The organism is Pseudomonas sp. MYb13 (genome assembly GCF_002980075.1).
Classification (GTDB): Bacteria; Pseudomonadota; Gammaproteobacteria; order Pseudomonadales; family Pseudomonadaceae; genus Aquipseudomonas; species Aquipseudomonas lurida.
Genome location: NZ_PCQI01000001.1, coordinates 325,779 through 337,731, shown reverse-complemented (window position 1 = coordinate 337,731; position 11,953 = coordinate 325,779). Strand labels below are relative to the sequence as shown.

15 protein-coding genes are annotated in these 11,953 nt (G+C 61.2%); 9 read left to right on the top strand and 6 right to left on the bottom strand.

The window, feature by feature from the left end; genetic code table 11:
- Positions 1-17: 17 nt before the first annotated feature.
- Both CQ002_RS01560 and cyaY read right to left on the bottom strand, forming a co-directional pair.
- On the bottom strand, positions 18-236 hold the full coding sequence (locus tag CQ002_RS01560; protein WP_034110690.1) for a DUF1289 domain-containing protein: 219 nt from the start codon (positions 234-236) through the stop codon (positions 18-20).
- Positions 237-238: 2 nt separating this feature from the next.
- A complete protein-coding gene (gene cyaY, locus CQ002_RS01555; RefSeq protein WP_034110230.1) occupies positions 239-571 on the bottom strand; it encodes an iron donor protein CyaY in 333 nt (110 codons plus the stop codon).
- A gap of 238 nt (positions 572-809) precedes the next feature.
- On the opposite strand from cyaY, the gene CQ002_RS01550 reads away from it, so the two are divergent.
- The 6 genes from CQ002_RS01550 to CQ002_RS01525 are packed head-to-tail and all read left to right on the top strand — an operon-like array spanning position 810 to position 5,395.
- Positions 810-980, top strand: a complete 171-nt coding sequence (locus CQ002_RS01550) for a lipoprotein (RefSeq protein ID WP_034110232.1) — start codon at positions 810-812, stop codon at positions 978-980.
- A 9-nt stretch (positions 981-989) separates the two neighbouring features.
- Complete coding sequence (lysA, locus tag CQ002_RS01545; RefSeq protein WP_034110234.1) at positions 990-2,237, top strand: diaminopimelate decarboxylase; 1,248 nt, start codon at positions 990-992, stop codon at positions 2,235-2,237.
- A gap of 3 nt (positions 2,238-2,240) precedes the next feature.
- Positions 2,241-3,071 carry a diaminopimelate epimerase gene (gene dapF / locus CQ002_RS01540; protein ID WP_105163047.1) on the top strand — a complete coding sequence of 277 codons (831 nt, stop codon included), beginning with the start codon at positions 2,241-2,243 and terminating at the stop codon, positions 3,069-3,071.
- A 13-nt stretch (positions 3,072-3,084) separates the two neighbouring features.
- Entirely contained in the window at positions 3,085-3,801 is a 717-nt protein-coding gene (locus tag CQ002_RS01535; protein ID WP_034110236.1) for a DUF484 family protein, read from the top strand.
- Between the two features lie 2 nt (positions 3,802-3,803).
- Entirely contained in the window at positions 3,804-4,703 is a 900-nt protein-coding gene (xerC, locus tag CQ002_RS01530) for a tyrosine recombinase XerC (protein ID WP_034110237.1), read from the top strand.
- Positions 4,700-5,395 (top strand): HAD family hydrolase, encoded by a 696-nt coding sequence (locus CQ002_RS01525; protein ID WP_034110239.1) that lies wholly within the window; start codon positions 4,700-4,702, stop codon positions 5,393-5,395. The genes xerC and CQ002_RS01525 overlap by 4 nt, the downstream gene beginning before the upstream one ends.
- Positions 5,396-5,524: 129 nt before the next feature.
- Here the strand turns inward: CQ002_RS01525 and sutA are convergent, their stop codons facing one another.
- The 4 genes from sutA to glnK all read right to left on the bottom strand — a co-directional run bounded on the left by sutA (position 5,525) and on the right by glnK (position 8,302).
- Positions 5,525-5,851 carry a transcriptional regulator SutA gene (gene sutA / locus CQ002_RS01520; RefSeq protein ID WP_015886504.1) on the bottom strand — a complete coding sequence of 109 codons (327 nt, stop codon included), beginning with the start codon at positions 5,849-5,851 and terminating at the stop codon, positions 5,525-5,527.
- A gap of 103 nt (positions 5,852-5,954) precedes the next feature.
- Positions 5,955-6,380: a secondary thiamine-phosphate synthase enzyme YjbQ gene (locus CQ002_RS01515; protein ID WP_034110241.1), complete on the bottom strand. Its 426-nt coding sequence runs from the start codon at positions 6,378-6,380 to the stop codon at positions 5,955-5,957.
- A gap of 211 nt (positions 6,381-6,591) precedes the next feature.
- Entirely contained in the window at positions 6,592-7,929 is a 1,338-nt protein-coding gene (locus CQ002_RS01510; protein WP_034110242.1) for an ammonium transporter, read from the bottom strand.
- 34 nt (positions 7,930-7,963) lie between these two features.
- Entirely contained in the window at positions 7,964-8,302 is a 339-nt protein-coding gene (glnK, locus tag CQ002_RS01505; RefSeq protein WP_002555808.1) for a P-II family nitrogen regulator, read from the bottom strand.
- Positions 8,303-8,724: 422 nt separating this feature from the next.
- On the opposite strand from glnK, the gene CQ002_RS01500 reads away from it, so the two are divergent.
- From CQ002_RS01500 to CQ002_RS01490, 3 genes are all read left to right on the top strand, one after another.
- Positions 8,725-8,985 carry an accessory factor UbiK family protein gene (locus tag CQ002_RS01500; RefSeq protein WP_034110243.1) on the top strand — a complete coding sequence of 87 codons (261 nt, stop codon included), beginning with the start codon at positions 8,725-8,727 and terminating at the stop codon, positions 8,983-8,985.
- 26 nt (positions 8,986-9,011) lie between these two features.
- Positions 9,012-10,283: an MFS transporter gene (locus CQ002_RS01495; protein WP_052211163.1), complete on the top strand. Its 1,272-nt coding sequence runs from the start codon at positions 9,012-9,014 to the stop codon at positions 10,281-10,283.
- 94 nt (positions 10,284-10,377) lie between these two features.
- A complete protein-coding gene (locus CQ002_RS01490) occupies positions 10,378-11,874 on the top strand; it encodes a YifB family Mg chelatase-like AAA ATPase (protein WP_034110245.1) in 1,497 nt (498 codons plus the stop codon).
- Positions 11,875-11,953 lie beyond the last annotated feature (79 nt).

Here is an 11,953-nt window from a genome sequence, read left to right as displayed (position 1 = left end):
AAATAAACAAGACGGCCTCAGGCGTTGGCCCGACGCTGCTCAGCCTCGGCACAGATCACTCGGCGCCGGGCATCGTCGGCGGAGCGCCATTCACGGATATCTTCCACGTGGCGAAAGCACCCGAGGCAGACCTTCTGCTCGTCCAGGCGACACAAACTGATACAAGGTGACGGCACCGCCGGGCTGACATTACTGAACAGCGGTTTCGGCGGACGTACGGCGACAGGCTGGGCCACGGTCAAATCTCGTCGAAGTCCAGCTCGACGCCGGCTTGTTCCAGGACCAGGCGCGCCAGTATTTCACCCAGCAGCTCTTCGCTTTTGTCGCATTGCCACTTGCCGCTTTCTTCGTCGTAGTCGAAGTGGATACCGCCCGAACGTGCAGCCAGCCACAACTGACGCAACGGCTCCTGGCGACTGAAGATCAGTTGGGTGCCGTTCTCGAACTTGACGGTCAGCACGCCGGCCGAGTTTTCCAGGTCCACGTCCAGGCCGCTGTCGTCGAAAATATCTTCCAGCGCCTGCTGGGTCGAATCCACCAGGTCGTGAAAACGGGCTTCGGTCAAACTCATTGTGGCAACCTCAAAAGTGTCTGGTTTTGCTCAAGCGCCGCACGATACGGGCGAGCCCCGCCGATTGCAAAGGATACCGATTTCAACACGATTGACGGCGTGAAATATCCTCAACCAGCGTAGTCCGCTTCCCAACTGTCTCGGCAAACCCCCGCCGGACGGGTATTCCAGCGCATAGGCAAGCTGGCGGGTGGTCGGTATACTCGGGCGCAATTAATGCATATTCAAGGATTTCGCCATGAAGCGCCTGATCTCTTCCCTTGCTGCGCTCGTCGCGGTCGCTTGCCTCGTTAGTGCCTGTGGTCAAAAAGGCCCGCTGTACCTGCCCGATGACAGCAAAGACCCGAATGAACAGGCTCAATCGTCGCAAAAACCAGCCAAAGCGCATAAGCACGACACCTACGAATAAGGGAACTCCATGGACGCTTTTAACTACCGGGACGGCGAGCTGTTCGCGGAAGGCGTGGCGTTGTCCGCGATTGCCGAGCGCTTTGGCACCCCGACCTATGTGTATTCCCGTGCGCATATCGAAGCCCAGTATCGCTCGTTCACCGACGCGCTCGATGGCGTGCCGCACCTGGTGTGTTACGCGGTCAAGGCCAACTCCAACCTGGGTGTACTGAATGTCCTGGCGCGCCTGGGCGCTGGTTTCGACATCGTCTCCCGTGGCGAGCTGGAACGTGTACTGGCTGCCGGCGGCAAGGCTGACAAGATCGTCTTCTCCGGCGTGGGCAAGACCCGCGAAGACATGCGCCGCGCCCTGGAAGTCGGCGTGCATTGCTTCAACATCGAATCCACCGACGAACTCGAGCGCCTGCAAGTCGTGGCCGCCGAGATGGGCGTTCGCGCGCCGATCTCCCTGCGCGTCAACCCGGACGTCGACGCCGGTACCCACCCGTACATTTCCACCGGTCTCAAAGAGAACAAGTTCGGCATCGCCATCGCCGACGCCGAAGATGTGTACATCCGCGCAGCCCAACTGCCGAACCTGGAAGTGCTGGGCGTCGACTGCCATATCGGCTCGCAACTGACCAGCCTGCCACCGTTCCTGGATGCGCTCGATCGCCTGTTGGCGCTGATCGATCGCCTCGGCGAATGCGGCATCTACCTGCACCACATCGATCTGGGCGGCGGTGTGGGCGTGCGTTACCGCGATGAAGAGCCGCCGCTGATTGCGGACTACATCCAAGCCGTGCGCGAGCGCATCGAAGGCCGCGACCTGACGCTGATGTTCGAGCCGGGCCGTTATATCGTCGCCAACGCGGGCGTGCTGCTGACCCAGGTCGAGTACCTCAAGCACACCGAGCACAAGGATTTCGCCATCGTCGACGCGGCGATGAACGACCTGATCCGCCCGGCGCTGTACCAGGCCTGGATGAATGTCACCGCCGTGACACCTCGCGACAGCGAAGCCCGCGCCTATGACATCGTTGGCCCGATCTGCGAGACCGGCGACTTCCTGGCCAAGGATCGTCAGTTGGCACTGGAAGAAGGCGATCTGCTGGCCGTGCATTCGGCCGGTGCCTACGGGTTTGTCATGAGTTCCAACTACAACACCCGCGGACGTACCGCCGAGGTGCTGGTGGACGGTGATCAAGCGTTTGAAGTGCGTCGCCGCGAGACGGTAGCCGAGTTGTATGCTGGCGAAAGCCTGCTGCCGGAGTAAGCCATGCTGCTGCGTTTTACCAAGATGCACGGGCTGGGCAACGATTTCATGGTCCTCGACCTGGTCAGCCAGCACGCGCATATCCTGCCCAAACACGCTAAACAGTGGGGCGACCGTCACACCGGCATTGGTTTCGACCAATTGCTGATCGTCGAGGCGCCGAGCAACCCAGAGGTGGATTTCCGTTACCGGATCTTCAACTCCGACGGGTCCGAAGTGGAACAGTGCGGCAACGGCGCGCGCTGCTTCGCACGCTTTGTGCTGGACAAGCGCCTGACCGCCAAGCGGCAGATTCGCGTCGAGACCAAAAGCGGCGTCATCGAGCTCGATATCCGCAGCGACGGCCAGATCAGGGTCAACATGGGCGAGCCACGCCTGGTGCCTGCGGACATTCCGTTCCAGGCCTCCGAGCAGGCCGCCAGCTATGCGCTGGACGTTGACGGCAAGACCGTCGACATCGCAGCCGTGTCCATGGGCAACCCCCATGCGGTGCTGCGGGTCAACGACATCAACAACGCGCCCGTGCATGAATTGGGGCCAAAGATCGAACACCACCCGCGCTTTCCGGCACGGGTCAACGTGGGCTTCCTGCAGGTGATCGACCGTTCCCGCGCGCAATTGCGTGTGTGGGAACGCGGCGCCGGCGAAACCCAGGCCTGCGGCACCGGTGCTTGCGCCGCGGCCGTGGCCGCGATCAGCCAGGGGTGGATGGATTCGCCACTGCTGATCGACCTGCCCGGCGGACGCTTGTCCATCGAGTGGGCAGGCCCTGGCCACCCGGTGATGATGACCGGGCCGGCCTCGCGCGTATACGAAGGACAGGTCCGTCTATGAGTGAGTCAAGCCAATGACCGATAAGCCTCAAGTACCCGCACAAGCAACCCCGAGCGACAGCCTGGAGGCCGCTACCGTCGCGGCGTACCTTGAGGCTAACCCGGACTTCTTCGTCGAGCACGAAGAGTTGCTGCCAGCCCTGCGTATTCCCCACCAGCGGGGTGATACCGTATCGCTGGTGGAGCGGCAGATGAAAATCCTGCGCGAGCGCAATATCGAAATGCGCCACAAGCTTTCGCACCTGATGGACGTCGCCCGCGACAATGATCGCCTGTTCGACAAGACCCGCCGCCTGATCCTGACCCTGATGGACGCTACCAGCCTGGAAGAAACGGTGATCGCCGTGGAAGACAGCCTGCGCCAGGACTTCCAGGTGCCGTTCGTGAGCCTGATCCTGTTCAGTGACAACCCGATGCCGGTGGGCCGCTGGGTCAGTGGTAGCGACGCCCAAACCGCCATCGGCGGGCTGCTGTCCGAAGGCAAGACCATCAGCGGCACGTTGCGTGAGCATGAGCTGGACTTCCTGTTTGGTGCCGAGCAGCGCAAACAGATCGGCTCCACCGCCGTGGTCGCCCTCAGCCATCAAGGCCTGCACGGCGTGTTGGCGATCGCCAGCCGCGATCCTCAGCACTACAAGAGTTCAGTCGGCACCCTGTTCTTGACCTACATCGCCGAAGTGCTGGGCCGCGTCCTGCCGCGCTTCACCACCGCCCTGCGCGCGGTGCGCTAGCCATGGAACGGCAACTGGACGCTTACTGCGCTCACCTGCGCAACGAGCGCCAGGTGTCGCCCCACACGCTGGAAGCCTACCGGCGGGACCTGAACAAGGTCCTGGCGTATTGCGAGAAACAACGGATCAGCAGCTGGAAGGCCCTGGATATCCAGAGCCTGCGCAGCCTGATCGCACGGCTGCACCAGGCAGGGCAATCCTCGCGCAGCCTGTCGCGCCTGCTCTCGGCGGTTCGCGGGCTCTATCACTACCTGAACCGTGAAGGCCTGTGCGATCACGACCCGGCCAACGGCCTGTCGCCGCCCAAGGGTGAGCGACGCCTGCCCAAGACCCTGGACACCGACCGTGCCTTGCAATTGCTGGATGGCGCCGTCGAGGACGACTTCCTGGCCCATCGCGACCAGGCGATCCTGGAGCTGTTCTACTCATCAGGGTTGCGTTTGTCGGAGCTGACCGGCCTGAACCTCGATCAACTGGACCTGGCGGACGGCCTGGTGCAGGTACTCGGCAAGGGCAGCAAGACCCGCGTCCTGCCGGTGGGCCGCAAAGCGCGCGAAGCCCTGCAGTTATGGCTCCCGCTGCGCCTGCTGACCAACCCGGCCGATGACGCGGTGTTTGTCAGCCAGCAAGGCCGACGCCTGGGGCCCCGGGCGATTCAGGTGCGGGTGAAAGCCGCCGGCGAGCGCGAGCTGGGGCAGAACCTGCATCCCCACATGCTGCGGCACTCTTTTGCCAGCCATATGCTGGAGTCGTCCCAGGACCTGCGCGCGGTTCAAGAGCTGCTCGGCCACTCCGACATCAAGACCACACAGATCTACACCCACCTGGACTTCCAACACCTGGCAACGGTGTACGACAGCGCCCATCCACGGGCCAAACGCATCAAGGGCGGCGACTCATGAGTATCAAGCTGATCACCTTCGACCTGGACGACACGCTCTGGGACAACGTACCCGTCATCATCAACGCCGAAGCGTCGATGCGCGAATGGCTGGCCACCCATGCAACCAAGGTAGGCGATCTGCCCTTGGAGCATTTCGCCAGCCTGCGTCAGCAAGTGCTGCAACGGCATCCCGAGCTCAAACACCGCATCAGCATCCTGCGCCACCGGGTGTTGATGCAGGCGTTTGAAGAAGCCGGTTACCCACAGCCGCAAGCCACGCAAATGGCGGATGTGTGTTTCGAGGCGTTCATCCATGCACGTCACCAGCTCACGATATTCCCGGAAGCCGAGCCGATGCTGCAAGCCCTGCGCCAGCACTTTTTGCTGGGGGTGATCACCAACGGCAATGCCGATGTGCAGCGTGTGGGCCTGGCGGATTACTTTCACTTTGCCTTGCGCGCTGAAGATATCGGCATCGCCAAGCCGGATGCGCGGTTGTTTCAGGAGGCGTTGCAGCGTGGTGGCGTGGATGCCAGTGCGGCGGTGCATATTGGCGATCATCCCGGGGATGACATCGCCGGGGCGCAGCAGGCGGGGCTGCGGGCAGTGTGGTTCAACCCGACGGGCAAGGTGTGGGAAGGGCACAAACGCCCGGATGCAGAGATTCGTAGCCTGAACGAGTTGCCGCCCTTGCTGCAGAGCTGGCAGTAACGCCGAAGATCAAAATAAGTGGGATCAAGCCCGCTCCCACGTTGATAGGGGGTGAAGCTTGAGAATTTGTTTCAGGCATGAAAAAGCCCGCAGCGACGGCGGGCTTTTCCTACAAGCAGGTGACTGACCTCAGATAGGTCGGCTGCCGTACTTGTTGTCCGGCTTCTTCGGTGGGTCTGCGACCACATTAGCCTCGACTTCCTGCACTTTACCGCCTTTAGCGAGGAACTCTTCCATCGCACGGGCCAGGGCATCACGCTCTTTGTTCTTGGCCTCAACGCTCGGCAATTCATCTACCGACACAGCCGCCTTGGCTTTGCCCTTGGCAGCCGGAACCGGTGCATCATCGCCACCGTCGTCGTCAGCAACGTCTTCCGCCGCCGCTTCAAGACCTTCTTCGGTGTCGTCTTCGTCACCTACTTCCAGTTCGTCGTTTTCCAGATCATCGTCGCTCATGTTCTACCTCATGACTTGCGAAAAGCAGATTAGTTATAGCCCAGCTTCACCCTCTGTCGACGGTTGCTGGAAAAAAATCAACATCCACTGGATAACCAGTGGCTTATGCCCCATCACCGTGCAAGGTGGCGAGGACTTTACGAGCACCGCCATGATCACGGTGCTCGCCCAGATAAACACCTTGCCAGGTCCCCATCGCCAAGCGGCCGGCCTTCACCGGCAAACTCAGCTGGCAGCCCAGGAGACTGGCCTTGAAGTGCGCCGGCAGGTCATCCGGACCTTCGTCGTTATGTTCGAACCCTGCGCGGCCTTGCGGCACCAGCGAGTTGAAATAACGCTCGAAGTCACGGCGAACCGCCGGGTCGGCATTCTCGTTGACGGTCAACGAGGCCGAGGTGTGCTGCAGCCACAAATGCAACAGGCCCACGCGACAGGCCTTCAATTCAGGCAAGCCGGCCAGCAACTCCTCGGTCACCAGGTGAAAGCCCCGGGGCTTGGCCCGCAGGGTAATCAGGGTCTGTTGCCACATAGAGTTCTCCGCCCATCGGCGCGCATTCTAGCGCGCTCTGGGAAAAAACAAAGTGCCGAATACGCCTACATGCCTGTAAGACATTGGCAGGCGGAAAAGTGCCAGGTGCGTCCCATTACAAACTGGGCGCAAAAACCGACACAGCTTGTTATGACTGACAAACGCCAGGCAAAAAAATGCCCGGCAAGCCGGGCATCTTTTTTTCGCGTACTTACAAGTTGTAGCCGCGCTCGTTGTGTTGCGCCAGGTCGAGGCCGACGGCCTCTTCTTCTTCGGTCACCCGCAGGCCCATGACCGCATCCAGCACCTTGAGGATGATGAAGGTCACGATAGCCGTGTAGATCACAGTAAAGCCGACGCCCTTGGCCTGGATCCAGACTTGTGCCGCCACGTCAGTCACGGTGCCGAAGCCGCCCAGTGCAGGGGCTGCGAACACACCGGTGAGGATCGCACCGACAATACCGCCGATACCGTGCACGCCGAACGCGTCCAGGGAGTCGTCGTAGCCCAGCTTGCGCTTGAGGCTGGTGGCGCAGAAGAAGCAGATCACACCGGCAACCAGGCCGATCACCAGGGCGCCCATTGGGCCCACGGTGCCAGCGGCTGGGGTGATGGCTACCAAGCCGGCTACCACACCCGAGGCGATGCCCAGTGCGCTTGGCTTACCATGGGTGATCCACTCGGCGAACATCCAGCCCAGCGCCGCCGCAGCGGTAGCGATCTGAGTGACCAGCATCGCCATGCCGGCAGTGCCGTTGGCCGCAGCAGCGGAACCGGCGTTGAAGCCGAACCAACCCACCCACAGCATGGCGGCGCCGATCAGGGTGTAACCCAGGTTGTGCGGTGCCATCGGGGTAGTCGGGAAGCCTTTGCGCTTGCCGAGCACGATGCACGCCACCAGGCCAGCCACACCGGCGTTGATGTGCACCACGGTGCCGCCAGCGAAGTCCAGCACGCCCCAGTCCCACAGCAGGCCACCGTTGCCGCTCCAGACCATGTGCGCGATCGGCGCATAGACCAAGGTGAACCAGATGGCCATGAAGATCAGCATCGCAGAGAACTTCATACGCTCAGCGAAGGCACCGACGATCAGCGCCGGAGTGATAATGGCGAAGGTCATCTGGAAGGTGATGAACACCGCTTCCGGGAACAACGCTGCCGGCCCGGTGATGCTGGCCGGGGTAACGCCCGCCAGGAACGCCTTGCCCATGCCGCCGAAGAAGGAGTTGAAGTTGACGACACCCTGCTCCATCCCGGTCGTATCGAACGCGATGCTGTAGCCATAGATGACCCACAACACGCTGATCAGGCCAGTAATGGCGAAGCACTGCATCATCACGGAAAGAATGTTTTTGGAGCGCACCATGCCGCCGTAGAACAGCGCCAGGCCTGGAATGGTCATGAACAGCACCAACGCAGTGGATGTGAGCATCCATGCGGTGTCGCCGGAATTGAGGACTGGAGCAGCCACTTCGTCTGCCGCCATGGCCAGGCTTGGCATTACGATGGACAACAGGGCTCCGAGCCCTGCGAATTTACGCAGAGTCATATTGTTTTCTCCTGGGGCGTTGGGGTTTGGCGGCTTAGATTGCGTCGGTATCGGTTTCGCCGGTACGGATGCGAATAGCCTGTTCCAGATTGACCACGAAGATCTTGCCGTCACCGATCTTGCCGGTGTTGGCGGCCTTGGTTATCGCCTCGATAACCCGGTCAAGATCCTTGTCGTCAATGGCGACATCAATCTTCACCTTCGGCAGGAAATCGACCACGTATTCCGCGCCACGATACAGCTCGGTGTGACCCTTCTGCCGACCGAAGCCTTTGACCTCAGTAACGGTAATGCCCTGCACGCCGATCTCGGACAACGACTCGCGTACATCGTCCAACTTGAACGGCTTGATGATGGCAGTGACTAGCTTCATGAAAACTCTCTCCCGAATTGGTGGACTTGCCCCAGGAAAACAAACCCGTCTCAAGTCTAAGCGCAGTGCCTGGCTTTGTAACGCGTCGTCGCCTCGGCATTTGCCTTTGCGACGCCAGCGAACCACTGGTGACGAAACCTGTACCCCTGATCCGTCGGCGCACTGCATTCGTCACAGCGACTGCATCAGTGCATGGGTCATGATCGTCTAAGCAGAAACCTTGCCAGCTCCGTAAAAATCACTGAAATCAGTCCTTTGCCCACTTATCCCCACCTATGGGGCTTTCAGGTGGCATCAATGCGCACAAAAACAGTGCGCGTCCGCCCGACCCCCTGCGCGAAAACCGTGCGCACAAGGACGTGAAAAGGACTATAGACGCTGCGTGATACACTGCCGGCCAACAGTTTTCCGGAATATTCCCCATGCTTGCGCCCAAAGACCTCCTCGACGCCCTGAGCGGCCATGCCTCACGCCTGTTCAGCGGTGACACGCCCCTGCCCCGCAATGAAATCGAAAGCCAATTCAAGGCATTGCTGCAAAGCGGTTTCAGCAAGCTCGACCTGGTAAGCCGCGAAGAATTCGACAGCCAGATGGTCGTGCTGGCCCGCACACGTGCACGGCTGGAAAGCCTCGAAGCAAAAGTCGCTGAGCTCGAAGCGCGGTTGAACCCGCCGACCGAATAACCGACATCAAGGGGTCCGTGGGGTACTTGCCGGACCTTGACCGGCGCCTGCTGAAAATACAGTTCAGCTTTTTGCTGGTGGTGCTCGGTGGCCGCTGCAACCAGCTGGCCGTAGCCTGGTGGACCTTGCAGCAAACCGGTTCTGCGCTCGCCTTCGCCAACATGATCGCCTGCGCCATCGCGGCGCAGGTGCTGGCCCGCCCCCTGCTAGGCTGGCTGGGTGACAAGTACAACAAGGTTCTGATCCTCAGGGTGGCCTCCCTCACCAGTCTGGTGACCACGCTGTTGATGGTTGTCCTGTCCGCTACGCAACTGTTCAACCCATGGAGCGTTGGCGCCCTGATGCTGCTCAGCAGTGCCGTCGCGGGCGTACGCGACCCGCTGCAATCCTCGATTATTCCGTTGTTTGCACGCGACGATCAGGTCTCACTGGCCGTTCGCACCAAAAGCATGCTCTCGTCCATATCCAATTTGCTCGGACCGATCCTGGCCAGCGCCTTGATTTTCAGCTTCGGCACCACGCTGGCGTTGACCATCGACTTCTTTGCGATGCTTGGCGCAGCAATGTTGATTGCATCGATTCCACTTCACCTCGGTGCCAGCGCCCCAGGTGAACATGCTCCGTCAGCCACCGGCTTGCGCATGATGTACTCGGGATTCAAGGCCGTTTACGGCGTCAAGGTCGAGTTCTACCTTGCCCTCGTGGCGATGCTCGTCAACTTTGCCCTGTTTCCGTTCTTTACCATCCTGCTGCCCCTCTACGTCAAAACGATCATCCACTACCCGGTCACCTACCTCGGCCTGCTGGACGCCTGTTTCGGCCTGGGCATCCTGGCAGGCAGCTACAAAATCACCGGCTGGCTGACCGAACGCGTGCCCCGCGACTTCTGTGTCGCGGCGGGCTTTGCACTGTTGGGGGGCAATATGTGGCTGGCCGGCACGCTCTCATCAATGGTTGCCGTACCGCTGGCATTTTTCTGCGGTGGGGTAGGCCTGATGCTGATCAACATTCCGACCTCTGCCGTCAGGTTGCTTGCCACCCCCAAGCAGCATCGCAATCGAATCTTCGCCACCGTGTCATTCCTGTCGGCCGCCGCCAGCCCGCTCGGCAGTTTCGCCATGAGTGGGCTGATTACACAGCTCGGCGTCGCACTCACCATGACGTCCCTGGGTGCAATGGTGCTGGGGTTGTCGTTGCTGGTGTTCCTGATCCCGGACTTCCGCGCATTCATGCGTGCACCCGACACGCAACTCAACGGTGCCTACCTGGATAAGTACCCCGACGCCTTTGCACGTTGATACGTCCTGTAAAAGTCTGAACCGTTGCGCCTGCAATCCCTCGACTACCTTTAAAAAACCGCAGGAAGCGGCGTCCATTTTTCAAGGAACGAGCATGTCCCTCGCCATCGTCCACAGCCGCGCCCAGATCGGCGTCGAAGCCCCCGCTGTCACTGTTGAAGTGCACATGGCCAATGGTCTGCCGTCCCTGACGCTGGTGGGGTTGCCAGAAACAGCGGTCAAGGAAAGCAAGGACCGCGTGCGCAGCGCCATTCTGAACTGCGCCCTGCAATACCCCGCCCGCCGCATCACCCTCAACCTTGCGCCCGCCGACCTGCCCAAGGACGGCGGGCGTTTTGACCTGGCGATTGCCCTGGGAATCCTGGCCGCCAGTGCGCAGGTACCGGCGCTGATGCTCGATGACGTGGAGTGCCTTGGGGAGCTGGCATTGTCCGGCGAAGTCCGTGCGGTCAAGGGCGTGCTGCCGGCGGCACTGGCGGCGCGCAAGGCCGGGCGCACCGTCATCGTGCCGCGGGCGAATGCCGAGGAGGCGTGCCTGGCGTCGGGGCTGAAGGTGATCGCGGTGGATCACTTGCTGCAAGTGGTGGCGCACCTCAATGGTCAGGTGCCAATTGAGCCTTACAAATCCGACGGCTTGCTGTACTTGAACAAACCGTACCCGGACCTGAGTGAAGTCCAGGGCCAACTGACGGCCAAGCGTGCGCTACTGATCGCGGCGGCCGGTGCGCATAACCTGCTGCTCAGTGGCCCGCCCGGCACCGGCAAGACGTTACTCGCCAGTCGCCTGCCCGGCTTGTTGCCGCCGCTAAGCGAGCAGGAAGCCCTTGAAGTCGCGGCGATTCAATCCGTGGTGAGCCTGGCGCCCTTGAGCCACTGGCCCCATCGACCGTTTCGCCAGCCGCACCATTCGGCATCGGGGCCGGCGCTGGTAGGCGGAGGGTCGAAGCCGCAACCGGGCGAAATCACCCTGGCGCACCATGGGGTGCTGTTCCTGGATGAATTACCGGAGTTTGACCGCAAGGTCTTGGAGGTACTGCGAGAACCCTTGGAGTCTGGGCAAATCGTGATTTCCCGCGCCCGTGACCGGGTGAGTTTCCCGGCACGCTTTCAACTGGTGGCGGCGATGAACCCCTGCCCCTGTGGCTATATGGGTGAACCGAGTGGGCGTTGTCGCTGTACGCCGGAGCAAATTCAACGCTATCGCAACAAGCTGTCCGGGCCGCTGATGGACCGGATCGACCTGCACCTGACCGTCGCTCGGGAAACCACTGCGCTGAATCCGGCCCAACAGGCTGGCGACAACACTGCAAAGGCTTCGGCTGACGTTGCCGAGGCGCGGGAGCGCCAGTTGCGGCGTCAGGGCTGTGCAAATGCCTTTCTCGATCTGCCTGGGCTACGCAAGCATTGCAAGCTGGCGAAGGTCGATGAAGGCTGGCTGGAGACTGCCTGCGAGCGCCTGACGCTGTCTTTGCGCGCGGCCCATCGCCTGCTCAAAGTGGCACGCACCTTGGCGGACTTGGAGCTTATGGACGACATCACGCGCGATCATCTGAAGGAGGCCCTGCAATATCGGCCGGCAGCGATCACTTAAGCCAGGCGCATAACCAAATGTGGGAGCGGGCTTGCTCGCGAATTCGACGGGGCAGCCAAGCCGGTGCTGACTGACACTC